An 18,376-nucleotide genomic window follows, 5' to 3' on the forward strand; every position below is an offset into this window, starting at 1 on the left:
CGCATCTGCTGCGTAGCGCCTGCTTCTGATCCCTGCGCCCATCCTGTGCGGGCATGACGATGCCCCCGGTCGCGACCGGGGGCATCGTCATGTCAGGTCAACCGTCGCTAGGGAGTGACGGTGTCCTGCGGGGTGAGTGTGAACGACGTCGTCTGGCCGGTCGCGTCTGCGTCGAGCGCTAGGTCGGCCAGCGAGGTCGAGGCCACCGGCTCCACGAAGACGTGGGTACCTTCGAGGGCAATCACCTCGTCGGTCGGTGGCGCCTCGGTCACCAGGGCCAGGTCGAAGTCACCAGGGGTTCCCTCAGCCGCGGCGATCCGGAGACCGCCCTCGTCCGGGAGGTTGGCCTGGGTGGCAAGGTCCTGCACAGCGAGTCGGGCGTTGTCAGTCAGAGTAAGCACGAGATCTCCTCTCGTAGCCGGGCACTCCCTACTCTTCAAGCCACGGGTTACGCGGCTGTGACGAGCACGTCCGGGAGTCATGCGGACTCCCCCACCGAAACAATCCCTGGCTCATGCTGCAACCGGGAACGCCCAGATCAGAGGGTCGCGACCTGCGCGTTCACCGATTCTTCCGCCCGAGAGCCGGGCGATCCCGGACCTCCCAGCAGAATGTGAAGGTCCTGCGAACATGTCAATGCGACGCCTGCTCCGTGGGCCCGCAGGGCACCAGTTACCCGTTCAGGGACGGACCGCGTAATCTGGTGGCTCGGCGAGTCAGCCCCTCCGACGTTGCCCCTCGTCACCGCAGGCCCACCTGCTCGACGCCGGGCTGCACCGGGGCGGCCAGCGCGCCAGGGCCCCTAGCTCAGTTGGCAGAGCATCGGACTTTTAATCCGCGGGTCGTGGGTTCGAGCCCCACGGGGCCCACCGTTTCCCTGGAATCAGGGGGTAGCCGATCCCTTTCGGTGGGTGGCAGGATGCCATGATGCCTAGTTCTTTGATCGAAGTTCGCCGCATCTATACCCCGCAGCAGCAGGTTGCGCTCATCGATGCCGTGCACGGGGCACTCGTGGCCGCGTTCAAGATCCCGGCGCACGACCGCAGCATCCGCGTGCTCACCTATGAGCCGCATGCGATGGTGCATGGTCCCGACGCCGGAGTCGCAGACAGCTACACGCGCGTCACGATCGACTGCTTCTCTGGACGCTCGATCGACGCCAAGCGGAACCTCTACCGCGAGATCGTCGAGCGCCTTGAAGCCCTCGACATCCCCAGAGACAACGTCTCCATCCTCCTTCGCGAGAGTGCGCCGGAGAACTGGGGGCTCGGCGGCCGTGCAGCCTGCGACCTGGACCTCGGCTTCGACATCAACGTGTGACCGCGTGCGAGCCCAAGCACCACAATGGCCTCATGACCTCCCCGAACCTTCAGCAGCAGTTCGCTCACATGGCCACCGGCGCGCCCTACGACGACCTCACGGCCGAGCTCGTCGCGGCGCGGCAGGCAGCCGTCCTGGCGACGAACACCTACAACGCCTCCTACGGACGACCGCAGGCTGAGCGGGAGGCCCTGCTGCGCGAGGTGCTCGGCGCGGCCGGGGAGGGTGCGAACTTCGAGCCGACCTTCCGGTGCGAGTTCGGCCGGAACATCCGCGTAGGCGACCGGTTCTGGGCGAACTTCGACTGCGTCATGCTCGACGGCGCAGCGATCACCATCGGTGATGACGTCCTCATCGGCCCCAAGGTCGGCATCTACACCTCCAACCACGCCTTCGACCTCGGCGAGCGGATCGCTGGCGCGTGCGACGCTCGCCCGGTGACCATCGGCGACGGCGTCTGGATCGCCGGTGGGGTGACGATCCTGCCCGGGGTGAGCATCGGCGCCGGGTCGATCATCGGCGCGGGCAGTGTCGTCACGCGCGACGTGCCGGCGGGCGTCATCGCCGCGGGCAACCCTGCGCGCGTGCTGCGCACCATCACCGAGGCAGACCGCACGGGCTACGTCCCCCAGCACTGAGCCGCCGCCTGCGCCGACCGCCGTCACACTGACGGCGTAGGCGTGACCTATTGACGAGGGCGACCGCGAGAAGCGCCAACAATAGCCTCCTTGACGACCTGCGAGCATTAATTCCATCACTGGTCGCCACATTGTTCCCGGGCGCTTTAGGGCGTCTCGGAATAACGACAGCGACAGGCGACCCAAGCGCTGCCGCGCACCACGACGGGACCGGACACACCGGGCGGCCTCCCGGCCTCGAGCGCCCCATCCGCGCCTGTGACGTGCCGCAACGCCGCCGCACCGTCTCACCTAGTGGATCCCCGACAGGCCAGGAACTCCACCGGATCTAGCGCGACAACCTCCCACTCCGCCGCGCGCAGATACACGAGCAGGCAGGATTTGGCAAGGCGTTTGAGCGCCAGATAGAAACTTTAGGCGGCGTGATCATTCCCCGCCACATTAACATTCAAACGCCGGGAGGCACTTATCCTATTTCGACGTACGGCCTCGGCCGGTATCGCCATTGTTCTAGCGGGGACGGGCGCTCTTGTGCTCGCCCCCAGTGCGTCAGCATCCCCCGCAGTCCCGCAGCTGCGGGGAAGTGCGGAGACCGACACCCCGTCCGCGGAGACCCGTGACCCGGACAAGAGCATCGCCTTCTACATCGGCAAGAATCGCACGGCCTCAGGCCACACGATCCTCGGCGGGTTTGGCCACGAGCCGTCGAGCCACTGGCTCGAGGTGGTCCCTCGCCAGCAGCACCCCGCCGGCTCGATGATCACCGTCGGCGCGACCGAGGCTGCCGAGATGCCGGGAGTCCTCACCGAGATCCCCCAGGTGGGAGAGACCGCGCGGTACATCACCTCCAACTACTCCGAGTTCGCCGGGTTCCCGGCTCCGTTGACCAACGGCGGGCTGAACGAGCACGGCGTCGCCGCCCGCGACGTGTGGTCCAACTCGCGCGAAGAGCTGTGGGACATGACTCCCACGGACCAGACCGGCCCGAGCTACTCCGACCTGTCCCGCATCGCCATGGAGCGCGCCACGAGCGCCCGCGACGCCGTCGACATCCTCGGTGAGCTGATCGACGAGCACGGCTTCACCACCTACGGCGGCAATTCCCACCTCTTCGCCGACGAGAACGAGGGCTGGGTGTTCGTGGAGTTCTCCGGCGGCGCCGGGCTCTGGGCTGCCGAACGGCTCAGCGCGGACGACATCCGCGTGTCCTACCCGGGATACATCCAGGACTTCCCGGTCGACGCGGTGGGCGGGGACAACCCCGACTACGTCAGCTCCCCGAACCTGCTGGACGTCGCGACCGAGCAGGGGTGGTGGACCCCCGGTGGCGACTCGATCAACCTCCAGGAGGTCTACGGCCAGGACTTCCCGACCGCCTCCTTCGACGTGGGCGTGACTGCTGACCCCACCGACCCCTCGCCCTACCGCAACCCAGTCTCCCTCGAGGCTGAGCTGGAGTCGATGGACGCCCTGACCCTCCAGGACGCGATGCGCCTGGTGCGCGATCCCCGCTGGTCGGACGACCGCTCCGGCTACGGCCAGGTCGCCGAGCTCCGCGACGACATCACCGACCCCGCACTGCGCACCCTCTGGGTGGCGCCCACGGCCTCGGTGACCGCTCCGTACATCCCGGTGATGATCGGGACCGACGACGTGCCGGTCCAGTACTCCCAGCACCGGTACCTCACCGCCGGAGCGTCCGCGAGCTACCTCGCGCCTGAGTACGCCGAGCAGGAGGCCACCGAGTACGCCACCCAGACCTACAAGCGTCTGATGTACGCCACGTGCTCGCGCCCCGAGGAGTACCTCGCCGAGGTGACCGACGCCTTCGAGGGCATCGAGGCCACCTGGCTCAGCGAGCACGACGAGGCCATCGCCGAGGCTGAGAAGCTGTACGCCGACGGCGACGCCGAGGCCGGCGCACGCGTCCTGACCGCCCTCACGCACGAGACGGCCCTGGACGGCCTCGCGCTCGGCGGATACCTGCTCGACGACATCCTCGCGCGCAGCGAAGCGGACGGCGGACTGCGCGCGCCCGACGTCGAGGTGCCCGACGGCACCACCGCATCGGTCCGCAGCCTGAGCATGGCATTCGAGGGCGCAACCTCACGCGACCGCATGAACTGCGACCTCGGCGGCGGGTGGGCCGACGGCAGCACCGCCGAGCGCCAGGGCACGTACGGCGACCCGAGCAACGTTCCGGACTACCGCGCGGACGCCGCGGGAACCTCCGCCGACTCCGACGGATCCACGATGTGGATCGGACTGAGCGGCGTGCTGGGCCTGGTCCTGGGCGCTGGCGTCGTCTGGATCGTCATGGCTCGACGCTCCGCATAAGCGCTCCCTCCGCGGACGCACTCGACAGGCACCTCGCCCGGCTCAGCCGGGCGAGGCGCCGTCATGCAGGCAGTCCTCACTTGAAAGTTCGGCTAGCCGAACATTACGATGCACTCCTCTCGCTCGCCCACGGCGCACCCTTCCGGTGCACCGCTCGCCGAAGGATGCCTCATGCCGCGCTCCCCTCGTTCCCTGTCTCGCAGCGTCGCGGCGACGCTTGCGGCATCTGCTCTCGCCCTGTCCCTGACGGCGTGCACCAGCACCGGCGCGGACGACGCAGACGCCGACGAGCGCCCGGTCGTGCTGACGACCTTCACCGTCCTGGCAGACATCGCCGCGAACGTCGCTGGCGAGCACCTGCAGGTGGAGTCGATCACCAAGGTCGGTGCCGAGATCCACGGGTACGAGCCGACCCCCGGTGACATCCGCCGGGCTGCGGGGGCAGACCTCATCATCGACAACGGGATGAACCTCGAGGCGTGGTTCACGCAGTTCGTCGCCGACCTCGACGTGCCGCACGTCGTCGTCAGCGAGGGCGTCGAACCCCTCGACATCAGCGACGGCGCCTCCACCGGGCTGCCCAACCCGCACGCGTGGATGAGCCCGGTCAACGCTCAGATCTACGTCGACAACCTCGTCGACGCCTTCAGCGACCTCGACCCGGACAACGCCGGTGCCTACGCGGCCAACGCCGCGGCGTACGCAGCCGAGCTGCAGGCCGTCCACGACGAGCTGATCACCGAGCTGTCCGCCGTCCCCGAGAACCAGCGCGCCCTCGTCACCTGCGAGGGGGCCTTCTCCTACCTCGCCCGCGACGCCGGGCTCACCGAGAAGTACATCTGGGCGGTCAACGCCGAGCAGCAGGCAACCCCGAAGCAGATCGCGTCGGCGATCGACTTCGTCCGCGAGAACGACGTACCAGCAGTGTTCTGCGAGTCGACCGTCTCGAACGCCCCGATGCTGCAGGTCGTGGACGCCACGGACGCCACCTTCGGCGGCACGCTCTACGTCGACTCCCTCTCCGACGCCGACGGCCCGGTGCCCACCTACCTGGACCTCATGCGCCACGACGCCGCGGTCATCATCGACGCACTGACCGGACAGCCCTGATGACCGCGGCGATCTCCGTGCAGGACGTCACCGTGCACTACGGCGAGGTCCTCGCCCTCGACCGCGCAACGCTCGACGTCGCGCCCGGCCGGGTGTGCGCCCTCATCGGGATGAACGGGTCGGGGAAGTCCACCCTGTTCAAGACGATCATGGGCCTGGTGCGCCCTGACTCCGGCACTGTCCGCGTCACCGGACAGAGCCCGGCCCAGGCCCGCCGCTCCGGAGCCGTGGGCTACGTGCCCCAGAGCGAAGACGTCGACTGGTCGTTCCCGCTGTCCGTGCGGGACGTGGTCATGACCGGGCGTTACGGTCACATGGGCTTCACCCGCCGCCCGCGCGCAGCCGACCACGACGCCGTCGAGCACGCGCTGACACGGGTCGAGCTCACCGATCTCGCGTCGCGGCAGATCGGTCAGCTCTCCGGCGGACAGCGCAAGCGCGCCTTCGTCGCCCGCGGGATCGCCCAGGGCGCACGCATCCTGCTGCTGGACGAACCCTTCGCCGGTGTCGACAAACGCACTGAGGCCACGATGACCCGCCTGCTGCGCGAGCTCGCCGATGACGGGGCCACCGTCCTCGTCTCGACCCACGACCTGCACACCCTCCCCGCCCTGGCCGACGAGGCGATCCTGCTCATGCGGCGGGTGCTCCTGCACGCCAGCCCCGCCGAGGTGCTCCAGCCCGAGGCCCTCGCCCTGGCCTTCGGCCTGGACGTCCTCAACCGCGGAGACGCCGCATGAACCTCCTCGACCTGCTCCTCGAGCCGCTCACCTACGACTTCATGGTCCGCGCCCTGGCGACCGTCCTGGTCGCAGCGATCGTCTGCGCCGTGCTCTCCTGCTGGCTGGTCCTGATCGGCTGGTCGCTCATGGGCGACGCCGTCTCCCACGCGGTGCTGCCCGGCGTCGTGCTCGCCTACATCGTCGGTGCGCCCTTCGCGCTGGGCGCTGTGGTCTTCGGGTTCCTCGCCGTCGCGCTCATCGGCGCGGTCAGGGACACCAGCCGGATCAAGGAGGACGCCGCGATCGGCATCGTCTTCACCACGCTGTTCGCCCTCGGGCTCGTACTGATCTCCGTCACCCCGTCCCAGACGGACCTGAGCCACATCATCTTCGGCAACCTGCTCGGGGTGTCCTGGACCGACCTGGTCCAGGTGATGGTCCTCGGCGCGGTGACGTTCACGATCCTGGTGGCCAAGCGCCGCGACTTCACGCTCTTCGCCTTCGACCCCACCCACGCCCACGCGATCGGGCTGAACCCCAGGGTGCTGGGGGCGGCCCTGCTCGGTCTTCTCGCCCTGACCTCCGTGGTCGCCCTGCAGGCGGTCGGGGTGATCCTCGTCGTCGCGATGCTCATCATCCCGGGAGCCACCGCTCACCTGCTCACCGACCGGTTCGGGCGGATGCTCGTCATCGCCCCCACCCTCTCCGCCGTCTGCGCGGTGGTGGGCCTCTACCTCAGCTACTACCTCGACGCCGCCTCCGGGGCCATGGTGGTCCTGGCCCAGGGCGCCGCCTTCGTCGTCGTGTACCTCTTCAGCCCGCGGCACGGGCTCGTCGGGACCCGGGTCATGGCCCGGCGCCGCCGGCGGCCCCTCACCCCCGCGGCGCCCTGACACCCGCGGCAGACATGACAGAAGGGCCCGGACGGCGTCACCGTCCGGGCCCTTCTGCGTCACGGGTTACAGCGAGGCGAGCACCTGGCTGAACGTCGCCGACGGACGCATGACCGCGTCAGTCTTGGCCTCGTCGACCTTGTAGTAGCCGCCGATGTCCACCGGGGTCCCCTGCACGGAGATGAGCTCGTCGACGATCGTCTGCTCGTTCTCCCGCAGCGCTGCGGCCAGCGGCGCGAAGGCAGCGGCCAGCTCGGCGTCGTCGGTCTGCTTGGCCAGCTCCTCGGCCCAGAACAGGGTGAGGAAGAAGTGCGAGCCACGGTTGTCGATCGTGCCGAGCTTGCGCCCGGGCGACTTGTTCTCCAGCAGGAAGGTGCCGGTCGCACGGTCCAGGGTCGCGCCGAGCACGCGGGCCTTGGCGTTGTCGTTGACGTCCGCGAAGTGCTCGAAGCTGGCGGCCAGGGCGAGGAACTCACCGAGGCTGTCCCAGCGGAGGTAGTTCTCCTCCACGAGCTGCTGCACGTGCTTGGGGGCCGAGCCGCCCGCGCCGGTCTCGAAGAGGCCACCGCCGTTGAGCAGCGGGACGATCGAGAGCATCTTGGCGCTCGTGCCGAGCTCCAGGATCGGGAACAGGTCGGTGTTGTAGTCGCGCAGCACGTTGCCGGTCACCGAGATGGTGTCCTCGCCGCGGCGGATCCGCTCGACCGAGAGGGTCGTGGCCTCGGCGGGGGCGAGGATGCGGATGTCCAGCCCGGTGGTGTCGTGCTCGGGCAGGTAGGCGTTGACCTTGGTGATGAGGTTCGCGTCGTGGGCGCGGTTCTCATCGAGCCAGAAGACGGTCAGGGTGCCGGTGGCGCGGGCGCGGTTGACCGCGAGCTTGACCCAGTCGCGGATGGCGACGTCCTTGGTCTGGCAGGCGCGCCAGATGTCCCCGGCGTTGACCTCGTGCTCGATGAGGGCCTCGCCCGCACCGTTGACCACGCGCACGGTTCCGGCGGAGGCGATCTCGAAGGTCTTGTCGTGGGAGCCGTACTCCTCGGCCTTCTGCGCCATGAGACCGACGTTGGGGACGGTGCCCATCGTCGTGGGGTCGTAGGCGCCGTTGGCGCGGCAGTCGTCGATGACGGCCTGGTACACGCCGGCGTAGCTGGAGTCGGGGATGACCGCGATGGTGTCGTGCTCGGCGCCGTCCGGTCCCCACATGTGGCCCGAGGTGCGGATCATGGCCGGCATGGAGGCGTCGACGATCACGTCGGAGGGCACGTGCAGGTTGGTGATGCCCTTCTCGGAGTTGACCATCGCCAGGCGCGGTCCGTCCTTGAGGCCCTGCTCGAAGGCCGCGCGGATCTCGGCGCCGTTGGGCAGCGCGTCGAGACCGTCGAGGATCCCGCCGAGGCCGTTGTTCGGGCTCAGGCCCGCAGCCTCGAGGTCAGCGCCGTACGTGTCGAAGACGGCCGGGAAGAAGGCGCGCACGACGTGACCGAAGATGATCGGGTCGGAGACCTTCATCATCGTGGCCTTGAGGTGCACCGAGAACAGCACGTCCTCGGCCTTGGCGCGGGCGATCGCCGCGGCGAGGAACTCGTGCAGCTTCGCGACGTCGAGGAAGGTCGCGTCCACGACCTCACCGGCGAGCACCTTCACGCCGGGGTGCAGGATGGTGACCTCACCGGCCGCGTTGACGTGCTCGATGCGCAGGACGTCGTCGGCGTCGATGATGACCGACTTCTCGTTGGAGAAGAAGTCGTCGTGGCCCATCGTGGCGACGTTCGTCTTGGAGTCAGCGGTCCAGGCGCCCATGCGGTGCGGGTTCTTGCGCACGTACTCCTTGACCGACGCCGGCGCGCGGCGGTCGGAGTTGCCCTCGCGCAGCACCGGGTTGACCGCGGAGCCCTTGATCTTGTCGTAGCGGGCGCGCACGTCCTTGTCGACGTCCGTCTGCGGGTCGTCGGGGTGGTCGGGCAGGTTGTAGCCCTTGGCCTGCAGCTCGGTGATGGCGGCCTTGAGCTGCGGCAGCGATGCCGAGACGTTGGGCAGCTTGATGATGTTGGCCTCAGGCGTGGTGGCCAGGGCGCCGAGCTCCGCGAGCGCGTCGCCGACCCGCTGCTCCTCGGTGAGGTACTCGGGGAAGGCCGCGAGGATGCGCCCGGCGAGGGAGATGTCGCGCGTCTCGAGCTCGACACCGGCGGTGCCGGCGAAGGTGCTGACGACGGGGAAGAACGAGTGCGTCGCCAGCATCGGCGCCTCGTCGGTGTAGGTGTAGATGATTGTGCTCATCGTCGGGCAGCTCCTTGGCGTCACGCGGGCGAACTTGTCTTGATATCAAGATACAGGGGATGGCTGCGAGACGGGGCGAAGGATCGCCTGGTGCACCGCGAGACACACCGCGTCCTGGTCACCCCGCACCTGCCCTACTAGCATCCCCCCATGACCCAGGTGATCTTCATGTGCGGCCCGGCCGGCTCCGGCAAGACCACCGCTTCCCTGCGCCTGGAAGCCGCCGGCTTCACACGGCTGTCCATCGACGACGAGGCGTGGCGCGACGGCCACCGCGAGCACCCGCTGCCCGACGACGTCGCCGAGCAGATGCGTGCCCGGGTCCGGGCGCGGCTGATCGAGCTCGTGGCGAGCGGCACCGACGTCGTCCTCGACCTGGCCTTCTGGTCCCGCGCGGTCCGCGACGACTACCGGCGCCTGCTGGCCCCGTACGGCGTCGTGCCCGAGACGCACTACCTCGCGACGCCGCGCGAGGTGGTCCTGGCACGCCTGGCCGCCCGGACCAACGCCGGCCCCGACGAGATCGTCCTGCCGCGGGCCGTCGCCGAGGCGTACTTCGACGGCTTCGAGGTGCCGACGCCGGAGGAGGGACCCCTGCAGATCGTCAGCGGGACCGCTCCGAGGATCACGGCGCCGACAGAGCCCTGACCGGCTGCCGCAGGATCGTCTTGCGCCTGGCCGGCGGTGTGCGGCGGGCGTCGCTGAGGTAGATCTCGTGGTGGTCACCGTTGAAGGTCAGCCCGTGCGCGGGCATGTACTCCTCGTGCAGCCGCGCCAGGGTCGGCGCCTCGTCGTCGTAGAAGCCGACGTGCAGGATCTGCACCGACGTCCCCTCGGTGAGCGAGACGAAGGAGAGCCGGTCCAGCGCCGGCAGGGGCTTCTTCGCCCCGGCGTCCTCGACGGCCGCCGCGACCATCTCGTCGGTGATCCAGTCGGGTTGGACGATCATCGCCGTCCAGTCCCAGGCGTCCTTGTCCCGCGCCACGAAGGCTCCCAGGTCAGCCGCGCGCCACAACCCTTCCAGCGGCCCGACGACGAAGTCCCGCCCCAGGGTCTTCTTGCTCGCGAACTTCAGCGTGTACGCCACGGAGTACAGGGCCTCGATCGCCTCGGCGTAGGCCACCGCGGTGTTGGGATCCCCGTGACCGTCCACCGCGAGGTAGCGCAGCTCAGGCACGTCGATGACCGTGAAGTCGCTCGCGGGCGCGGAGTAGAGCTCCTTGCGGGCCACCTTGACGTCGTACTTCTCCATGGAAGGCTCCCGCCCGTTCGCTCTATCCACCGACCCGCGGTTCCGCCACACTAGCGCGATGGACACCACACGTCAGGGGCAGTACCGATGAAGACTCGCGGCCGGATCATCGTCGGCGGGCTCGCCTCCGGGGTCGGGCGGGGTGACCGGGAAGTTCCAGAGCGTCGACGACACCGGCCTGGGCAACCACACGATGGGTGAAGGGACCTTTCTGGTCGTCCCCGGAGTGGTCGTCCAGGACGTGTGGCCGCGGGTGGAGAAGTTCAAGGACTTGAACGTCTATCCCGATCTCTCGCCCACCGGCCGGGACGTCAACAGGGCGGTCCGAGACTTCGGGGCCGTCGTGGTCGAGGTCCAGCCGAACGGGCGATTCCGCATCAACGTGGCCGCCGGCCCAGCGGTCGTCTGCCTGCTCACCTACAGCGGCTGCGTCGAGCTGACCCTGCCCGAGAGCGGTTCAGTGAACGCCTACTGGAGCGTGGGCGGGTTCGACATGGGGTAGGGCGTAGACGACGCCCCCGGCGTCACTTCCCCGACATCACCGCGAGACGCCACAACGAGGTGACCTCCTTGGCGCGCGCCGCGTGCAGCGGGTCGGTGGCGTCGCCCACCCGGGGGTGGGTGGGGCGCGTGTCGAGCCGGTCGACGACCACCAGGCCGGCGTTCTCGATCGCATCCAGCAGCCACTGCCGGGTGCGCAGGCCCAGGTGCTCGGCGAGGTCGGAGAGCACGAGCCAGCCTTCGCCCTCCGGTGTCAGGTGCAAGGCCAGGCCGCCGAGGAAGCGCAGCAGCATGCGGCTCTTGGGGTCGTAGACCGCGTTGTCCATGAGCGTGCGCGACGTGGCCGGGACCCACGGCGGGTTGCACACCACGAGGGAGGCACGCCCGGGCGGGAACATGTCGATCAGCTCGACCTCGACGCGGTCGTCCAGGCCGAGGCGGGCAAGGTTCTCGCGGGCGCAGACCACGGCCCGCTCCTCGCTGTCGGTCGCCACGACCCGCTCCACGCCACGCTTGGCGAGGACCGCGGCGAGGACGCCGGTGCCGGTGCCGATGTCGAAGGCGAGGTCGGTCGCGGGCAGCGGAGCCTGGGCGACGAGGTCGACGTACTCGCTGCGCACCGGGAAGAAGGCGCCGTAGTGCGGGTGGATGCTCGCGTCGAGGGCGTCGACGTGGATGCCCTTGCGGCGCCACTCGTTCGCCCCGATCGCCCCGATCACCTCACGCAGGGACACCAGGGACGGCGCATCGATCTCGCCGTAGGCACCCGCGAGCGCCTCGCGGATCTCGGGCGGGCGGCGCAGCGGGACGGTGCCGCCGGCGTCGAGCGGGATGAGCAGCATGGACAGGATCCGGGCGCGGTGCGCGCGGGCCTGGCGGTAGCGGTAGAAGGCCTCGGACGTCGTGCCGCCGGTCGCCCCTTCGGCTGACTCCGCGCGTCGCTCGATGGCCTCGAGGAGCTGGCGGGCGTTCTGGAAGTCGCCGCGCCACAGCAGGGCCACGCCCTGGGACGCATCGCGGTAGGCCTCTTTGGCGGTGTAGTGGTCTTCGATGACCATCAACCGGCTGGGGGCCGGGGCGTCGTTGGCGGAACGCCACCGGGCGGTGTGCTCGACGCCGTTCTCCTCCCAGGCGATGAGCGCGCCGTCACCGGCGACGGCATCCAGCTTGCGGACGGGGACAGTGACGGGTTCGACGGTTCGGGCCACGAGAAAACGCTCCAGTTTCACAGGAAGTGATGGAGCCTTGCAGAGGCGGCACCAGCCTGTCGAGCATATCGCGGCGGCGGGAGCCCGCGCCGCGCCCTCCTCCCGCCGTCACCTGCGCGCTCCCCCGCATTCATGCCCCAGCCACCACCGCGTCATCCGCCTCTCATACGTTCGCCGCAACCACGCTTCGAACCGAGAGAAGGTCCTTTCCGTGCCACTCCACCTCCCCCGGGCGACGAAGTCTGGGGTGGCGGCCGTGACGGCCGTCGCCCTGGGCTGCGGTCTGCTGACCGCGACGGCCGCGACCGCCGCGGACGCGGCAGCACCGGTCACCTCGCCCTGGCCGCTCGTCGTCACCGAGATCGCCCCGGACAACACCGGCTACGACAACTTCGAGTTCTTCGAGGTGGCGAACACCTCGGGGACGGACATCGACCTGTCGGCTGCCGGGATCACCCTGGCGTACACCTTCACCAACTCCGACGACCGCGCCAAGGACGTCCCGCTCACCGTCCCGGCGGGCACGATCGTCCCGGCGGGTCAGCCGGTGGTGTTCTGGGTCGACTACACGACGGGCAACGTGGACACCTCGGTCAAGACCGAGGACGACTTCCGCAGCTTCTACGCGGCCGAGACCGGCCAGCCGGCCGGCACGTACCCCATCGTGCGGGTGACCGGGCAGGCCGGGCTGGCCAACAGCGGCGAGCGCGGCCTCCGGCTCGTTGCCGCCGACGGCTCAGCGATCAGCTGGTCCTACTACCCGACCGGCTCGGTCGCCGTGGCCCGTTCCGCGCACTTCAAGCTGCCGGGCACCGCCTCGGCACGCGGCCTCGACATCCTGACCGCGGCGGGGACCCCCAGCCCGGGGACCGTCCTGGCGGAGGCGCTCGTCGTCCCGGAACCTCCCGACCCCGAGCCGACCGATCCGACGCCCGAGCCCACCACGCCGGCACCGATCCCCACGACGGAGCCGACCCCCACGCCGACCACCCCCGCGCCGGCCGCCGCGACGCCCTCACTGATGATCACCGAGGCCCTCCCGGACTCGATCAACATGGGCGGCTCGGACGGCTACGAGTTCGTCGAGATCTACAACCCCACCAACCGCTCGATCAACTTCTCCGACTACGTGCTGCGCTACCTCTACCCGCTGGAGGACCTGACCAACTCCTCGGTCGTCGACTGGCTCTCCACCCCCACCGACCCGGTCGTCGCCCCGGGCGCGACCCTCGTGCTGTGGATCAAGAACGGCCCCAACGACACCCTGACCGCCGCGGACTTCAACGCCGTCTACGGCACGTCCCTGACCCTCGGCACAGACCTCGTCGAGGTGTACTCCGGCGGCATGGCCAACGGCAGCCCGCGTGGCCTGGAGATCACCACGCGCACAGGCGTGAGCCTGAACACGGCGTACTACAACCTCGGCGGAGCCAAGGACGTGGTGGTCAGCAAGGGCCTGCAGTACGCCCACGACCCCGCCAGCCCCGCCCGTCAGGCGCTCACCGGACCGGCGGCCCCGACCCCGGGCACCGTCACCCCGGGTCAGGTGCCCGCCGCCCTCGTCGTCTCCCCCGCGGACACCTCCGCTCCGCAGGTCACCGACCGCACGCCACCGGCGTTCTCCCTCGACCGGGCTCTCACCGTCCAGGCCTCCGTCACCGACGACCACCTGACCCGCTCGGTGACGCTCTTCCTCAAGGGCAGCTCGGACGCGGACTTCCAGGCGATCAACCTCACCTCCGACGGCAGCGACGGATATGCCCACGCTGTCAGTGCCACCGACCTGACCGGCAAGCGCTGGTTCGACTACTACCTCGTCGCCTCCGACGGCACCAACACCACCACGACGCCCACCCGCCGCATCGCCGCCGAGGGGGTGGACACCTCCCCCGTGCGACTCAACGTCACCGAGGGCCAGTTCCTCTCCGGCACCACGACGGTGGCCGGCGCCGCGGACACCTACCCCTCCCCGGTCGAGCTCGCCATCGACGGCACGCCCGTCACCACGCAGGCTGCCCTCGAGGCGGCGCCGGTCTTCGCCTTCGAGGCGGGGGGCGTCAACACCTTCTTCAAGAACGGCGTGCTCATCGGCACCGAGGTGCTGCACATCTTCGACGACGGCATCTACTCCGGCTTCGAGACCATCTCCACCCCCGTCCCCCTGACCTCGGTGACGCAGGGGCAGCCCCTCACCCTGAGCGTCTACGCGGGCACCAAGGCCGCGCCGGTCATCGACCTGGACGAGAACAACGACGACTTCCAGATCAAGAACCTCCGCCTGGTCCTGCCCGACGGACGCACCCTGCGCCCGGCCGGGTACACGGACCCCGCCAAGGTCCTCAACATGGGCGACAGCGCCGGCAAGCTCGACTTCTACGACGCCGTCTTCACCCTGCCCGACGACGCGTTCACCGCTCGCGCCGCGAGCTGGGACACCCGGCTGGTCGCCGACGGCGACCACACCGTCCGGGCGTCCACCGGCACCGACGAGGTGACCCGCCGGGTCGTCGTCGACAACACCGCACCGGCCATCACGAGCCCGCTCGTGGAGGGCAGGGACTACCAGGGGTCGTTCACCGTCGACGCCACAGCGACCGACGCGGGCTCGGGCGTCGCGTCCCTGACCGCGACGCTGGACGACGACGCGGTGACCCTGCCGCTCACCACGTCCTCCCTCACCCTGCAGCCGGGGGCGCACACCTTCGCCGCCACCGCCACGGACGCCGCGGGGAACACCACGACGCACACGGTGACCTTCTCCACCCCGGTGGAGAAGCCGTCGTCGGGCGCGCTCTCTCCGGGGCACTCCGCCACGGTCGAGGGCCCCGGGGTGGACCTGTCTGCCACCGTCACGGACCCGAGCGGTGACCGCCTCGACGTGACCTTCAACGAGGGCTACCGCCTGCTACCCACGGACGCGGCCGTGACCAGCTACTCCGGCACCACCGGGGTGGCCGGCGGCCTCGACCGCTCCGGCCGCACCGTGCTGACCGGGGAGGACCTCGCCCGGATGTCCACCGCCGACGGCGTCGACGCGACCGTGACCTCGGACGACGCCTTCCCCTACCAGCTCTTCGAGGTGAGCGTCCCGGAGGGGTCCGGCGAGGACTACCTGGCCCGCGTGAGCTGGGCGGGCACGGCGAATGCCGACGCGAAGGTGCTGCTCTACGTCCTGAACACCACGACGGGCACCTGGGAGGAGCTCGACCGGCACGTAACGATCGGGGAGGGCTCGACCGAGTTCACCCTCACGGGCACCGTCCCGGCCGCCGGGCACGCCACGGACGGCGTCATCCAGGTGCTCGTCCAGCACTCCGAGGGCTTCGCGGGAGCGGACCTGTCCTCCCGGACCGGCCCCGCCGCCCGCGCGACCGGCGGCACAGACACCCCGCGCTCGGAGTACGACTTCACCCTCGGCTGGGAGTCAGACACTCAGTACTACAACGACACCTACTACGACCGTCAGCTCGACATCCACGAGTACTTCCTGGACAACCGCGAGGCGATGAACCTGCAGTACGTCTTCCACACCGGGGACATCGTCGACAACCACACCGACCAGCACCAGTGGGACAACGCCACGGCCGCCTACCAGATGCTCGACGACGCCCAGCTCCCCTACGGGGTGCTCGCGGGGAACCACGACGTGGGCCACAAGGAGGTCGACTACGGGCCGTACTCGACGTACTTCGGTGCGGACCGCTTCTCCGCGAACCCCTGGTACGGCGGGTCCTACCAGGACAACCGCGGCCACTACGACCTCATCACCGCCGGCGGCCTCGACTTCATCATGCTGTACATGGGGTGGGCCCCCGGCGACGCCGAGATCGCCTGGATGAACGAGGTGCTCGCGCAGTACCCCGAGCGCAAGGCCGTCATCAACCTGCACGAGTACATGCTCACCACCGGTGGCCTCGGAGAGGTCCCGCAGCGCATCTACGACGAGGTCGTGGCACCCAACCCGAACGTCATCATGGTCTTCTCGGGGCACTATCACGACGCGTTCACCCGCGTGGACGCCTTCGACGACGACGGTGACGGCGTCGCCGACCGCAAGGTTCACCAGATCCTCTTCGACTACCAGGGGCTGCCCGAGGGGGGCCAGGCGTTCCTGCGCCTCATGCACTTCGACAACGAGGGCAAGACGATCACGTCGCGGACGTACTCGCCCTACCTCGACCAGTTCAACTCGACGGACCCGTCGCTCGACCTGGAGCACCAGGAGTTCACGATGGACTACGCGGACCTCAACCTCGTGCCCCAGACAAAGTCCCTGGGCACGGACGCGTTCACCGCTGAGATCCTCACGGCCCACACCATCGCGTCCTTCGCCGACGTGGCCAGCGGCACCACGCTGACCGCCACCTGGCAGGACCCAGGCGCAGGGCTGCACGGGTGGTACGTCACCACGACCGACCCCTTCGGCGCGGTGGACCGGTCGCCCGTCCAGCTGCTCACCGTGACGGCCGCGCCGGCCGTCCCGACCGACCCGACGACCCCGCCGCTGGACCCTGGCACCCCAGGCCCCGGGGCGGGCACCGGGGGCGGAGGCGCTGGTGGCAACGCGCCGCCCAGCGCCAGCACACCAGGGGCTGCTGACCCGACGAGGCCGACGACGCCGGGATCGACGGCACCGAGCAAGGCCACCGGAGAGCTGCCGCTGACCGGCCCCTCTGCCGGGCTCTTCCTCACCCTCGGTCTGGCACTCGCGCTCATGGCGGTGGGTGCAGTCGCGGTCACCGGCGCACGCAGGAGCCGCGAGACCCCGACCCCGGAGTAGCTGGGGATCTCAGCAGCAGGACGCGGGGCGGGCGGGTGACCACGAGTCGCCCGGCCGCCCCGTCTGCGTACTCGGCTAGGTGGCCGTCTGCTCGGCTAGGTGGCCGCCTGCCCTGCCGCGGTGCGCGCGAGCCCTGTGCGGGCGTCGACGATCTCCGCACCGCTCACCGCGTAGGACACCCCGCGCCGCCCGCGCGAGAACGGCACCGCGACGACGGCGATCGCCGCGACCAGCCAGCTCAGCCCTCCGGCTACCTCCTGGACCGACGCAGGTGCGTCAGGGAACGCCTGCAGGGCGCTCAACGCAGCGAACAGTCCCCCGGTGGCGAGGGCTCGCACGAGCCGGCGGCCGAGCGGGGCAGAGCGAGCACCGGCGCGGGGCGGGTCCGCGCTCAGCAGGCCGTCGTTCGGCTGCGCCCACTCCGGAGCCAGCCACACCGCCCGCTGACCGAGGGAGGCGCCGCTGCCCCACAGCGCCGGCAGCACGAAGACGACCACGCCGGGCACCACGGCCGCGAGCGCGAAGTCGGCGAGGTTCCCGTCCGCGGGCAGCGGACGGCCAGCGAGCACGAGGGCCACCCGGTAGGTCAGGTCGAGCGCCGCCCCCAGGCCGAGGTAGAGGAAGAGGTCGATCCACATGCCCAGCCACCGCCGCCACACGGTCACCGGGCGCGGTCGGTAGCGGTCCTTGGCAAGCTCGCTCCCGGTCGGTACCCGGCGCAGCACCACCGGGCCGATCACGGCGCCGATCAGCGTGCCGAGGGTGTTGGTCAGCACGTCGTCGATGTCCGCCACCCGGTAGGCGCACCCCACCAGGCCCCAGGCGCCGGTGTACTGGGTGGCCTCGATGAGCACCGAGGCCACGAGGCCGGAGAGCACCGTCACCCCGAGCCCGTGCCCGAGGTAGCGGCGCACGAACACGCCCCACGGTACGAAGAGCAGGACGTTGAAGACGACCTGCAGCACCGCTCGGCTGCGCAGCGTCGCCTCCAGCCCCAGCCCGGCGGTCTCGCGCCGGATGTCGGCGAGGAAGTGCAGCGGGTGGAGCTGGACGCCGTCGACGGCGTAGCGGGCGCACCAGGCGGCGGGGTCGGCCGGCAGCGGGAGCAGCGTGTAGGCCACGAGGGCGACCCCGTAGACGGACAGCGCCGCTGCCACGGCCAGCCGCGGCAGGCTCAGCCGGCCATAGCGCCGGCTCTGCACGAGCAGGATCGGGACGAAGAACGCGAGGAAGACGAGCGTCCCGCCCAGGACGCCCACGTACGCGGGCCACGTCCACCGATCCCCCACCGACGCTCCGCTCTGGCCTGTGCCGGCACGTCAGGCGGGTCCTCCGGTC

Annotated in this window: 14 protein-coding genes and 1 tRNA gene; 10 read left to right on the forward strand and 5 right to left on the reverse strand. The window is 70.0% G+C overall.

Going from position 1 to position 18,376, the window contains the following annotated elements; translation table 11 throughout:
- Nucleotides 1-107: 107 nt before the first annotated feature.
- Entirely contained in the window at nucleotides 108-401 is a 294-nt protein-coding gene (locus SS2_RS00130) for a Fe-S cluster assembly protein HesB (RefSeq protein WP_066460171.1), read from the reverse strand.
- 395 nt (nucleotides 402-796) lie between these two features.
- Between SS2_RS00130 and SS2_RS00135 the strand changes: the two genes are divergently transcribed.
- The 7 genes from SS2_RS00135 (at nucleotide 797) to SS2_RS00165 (ending at nucleotide 7,020) form a co-directional block, all read left to right on the forward strand.
- Nucleotides 797-869: transfer RNA gene (locus SS2_RS00135), tRNA-Lys, on the forward strand.
- 70 nt (nucleotides 870-939) lie between these two features.
- A complete protein-coding gene (locus SS2_RS00140) occupies nucleotides 940-1,320 on the forward strand; it encodes a tautomerase family protein (protein WP_245643235.1) in 381 nt (126 codons plus the stop codon).
- Nucleotides 1,321-1,352: 32 nt separating this feature from the next.
- Nucleotides 1,353-1,958: a sugar O-acetyltransferase gene (locus SS2_RS00145; protein WP_083941475.1), complete on the forward strand. Its 606-nt coding sequence runs from the start codon at nucleotides 1,353-1,355 to the stop codon at nucleotides 1,956-1,958.
- A gap of 531 nt (nucleotides 1,959-2,489) precedes the next feature.
- Nucleotides 2,490-4,295: a C69 family dipeptidase gene (locus tag SS2_RS00150; RefSeq protein ID WP_083941370.1), complete on the forward strand. Its 1,806-nt coding sequence runs from the start codon at nucleotides 2,490-2,492 to the stop codon at nucleotides 4,293-4,295.
- Nucleotides 4,296-4,466: 171 nt separating this feature from the next.
- Nucleotides 4,467-5,405 (forward strand): metal ABC transporter substrate-binding protein, encoded by a 939-nt coding sequence (locus tag SS2_RS00155; RefSeq protein WP_066460178.1) that lies wholly within the window; start codon nucleotides 4,467-4,469, stop codon nucleotides 5,403-5,405.
- Nucleotides 5,405-6,145, forward strand: a complete 741-nt coding sequence (locus SS2_RS00160; RefSeq protein WP_066460180.1) for a metal ABC transporter ATP-binding protein — start codon at nucleotides 5,405-5,407, stop codon at nucleotides 6,143-6,145. The genes SS2_RS00155 and SS2_RS00160 overlap by 1 nt, the downstream gene beginning before the upstream one ends.
- Nucleotides 6,142-7,020, forward strand: a complete 879-nt coding sequence (locus tag SS2_RS00165; protein WP_066460182.1) for a metal ABC transporter permease — start codon at nucleotides 6,142-6,144, stop codon at nucleotides 7,018-7,020. The genes SS2_RS00160 and SS2_RS00165 overlap by 4 nt, the downstream gene beginning before the upstream one ends.
- Nucleotides 7,021-7,086: 66 nt before the next feature.
- Here SS2_RS00165 and SS2_RS00170 read toward each other — a convergent pair whose 3' ends face one another.
- Nucleotides 7,087-9,297 carry an NADP-dependent isocitrate dehydrogenase gene (locus SS2_RS00170; RefSeq protein ID WP_066460184.1) on the reverse strand — a complete coding sequence of 737 codons (2,211 nt, stop codon included), beginning with the start codon at nucleotides 9,295-9,297 and terminating at the stop codon, nucleotides 7,087-7,089.
- Nucleotides 9,298-9,447: 150 nt separating this feature from the next.
- Here SS2_RS00170 and SS2_RS00175 point away from each other — a divergent pair, with 150 nt between their 5' ends.
- On the forward strand, nucleotides 9,448-9,945 hold the full coding sequence (locus SS2_RS00175) for a P-loop nucleotide/nucleoside kinase family protein (protein WP_217995547.1): 498 nt from the start codon (nucleotides 9,448-9,450) through the stop codon (nucleotides 9,943-9,945).
- Here SS2_RS00175 and SS2_RS00180 read toward each other — a convergent pair.
- Nucleotides 9,923-10,549 (reverse strand): GyrI-like domain-containing protein, encoded by a 627-nt coding sequence (locus SS2_RS00180; protein WP_066460186.1) that lies wholly within the window; start codon nucleotides 10,547-10,549, stop codon nucleotides 9,923-9,925. The genes SS2_RS00175 and SS2_RS00180 overlap by 23 nt on opposite strands.
- A 142-nt stretch (nucleotides 10,550-10,691) precedes the next feature.
- On the opposite strand from SS2_RS00180, the gene SS2_RS00185 reads away from it, so the two are divergent.
- The gene (locus SS2_RS00185) at nucleotides 10,692-11,051 is read left to right on the forward strand and encodes a hypothetical protein (RefSeq protein WP_066460187.1); all 360 of its coding nucleotides are present in this window, start codon (nucleotides 10,692-10,694) and stop codon (nucleotides 11,049-11,051) included.
- Nucleotides 11,052-11,073: 22 nt separating this feature from the next.
- On the opposite strand, the gene SS2_RS00190 is transcribed toward SS2_RS00185, so the two are convergent.
- A complete protein-coding gene (locus SS2_RS00190; RefSeq protein WP_245643237.1) occupies nucleotides 11,074-12,258 on the reverse strand; it encodes a methyltransferase in 1,185 nt (394 codons plus the stop codon).
- 211 nt (nucleotides 12,259-12,469) lie between these two features.
- Here SS2_RS00190 and SS2_RS00195 point away from each other — a divergent pair, with 211 nt between their 5' ends.
- Nucleotides 12,470-17,038: a lamin tail domain-containing protein gene (locus SS2_RS00195; protein ID WP_169796228.1), complete on the forward strand. Its 4,569-nt coding sequence runs from the start codon at nucleotides 12,470-12,472 to the stop codon at nucleotides 17,036-17,038.
- 95 nt (nucleotides 17,039-17,133) lie between these two features.
- Here SS2_RS00195 and SS2_RS00200 read toward each other — a convergent pair whose 3' ends face one another.
- The gene (locus SS2_RS00200; protein ID WP_083941384.1) at nucleotides 17,134-18,327 is read right to left on the reverse strand and encodes a VanZ family protein; all 1,194 of its coding nucleotides are present in this window, start codon (nucleotides 18,325-18,327) and stop codon (nucleotides 17,134-17,136) included.
- Nucleotides 18,328-18,376: the final 49 nt, after the last annotated feature.

This window comes from Sanguibacter suarezii NBRC 16159 (assembly GCF_001552735.1).
Lineage (GTDB): Bacteria > Actinomycetota > Actinomycetes > Actinomycetales > Cellulomonadaceae > Sanguibacter > Sanguibacter suarezii.

Coding starts and splice junctions, on each gene's coding strand:
- SS2_RS00160 (WP_066460180.1), top strand. CDS start 5,405: ATGACCGCGGCGATCTCCGTGCAGGACGTCACCGTGCACTACGGCGAG.
- SS2_RS00175 (WP_217995547.1), top strand. CDS start 9,448: ATGACCCAGGTGATCTTCATGTGCGGCCCGGCCGGCTCCGGCAAGACC.
- SS2_RS00180 (WP_066460186.1), bottom strand. CDS start 10,549: ATGGAGAAGTACGACGTCAAGGTGGCCCGCAAGGAGCTCTACTCCGCG.
- SS2_RS00145 (WP_083941475.1), top strand. CDS start 1,353: ATGACCTCCCCGAACCTTCAGCAGCAGTTCGCTCACATGGCCACCGGC.
- SS2_RS00155 (WP_066460178.1), top strand. CDS start 4,467: ATGCCGCGCTCCCCTCGTTCCCTGTCTCGCAGCGTCGCGGCGACGCTT.
- SS2_RS00170 (WP_066460184.1), bottom strand. CDS start 9,297: ATGAGCACAATCATCTACACCTACACCGACGAGGCGCCGATGCTGGCG.
- SS2_RS00165 (WP_066460182.1), top strand. CDS start 6,142: ATGAACCTCCTCGACCTGCTCCTCGAGCCGCTCACCTACGACTTCATG.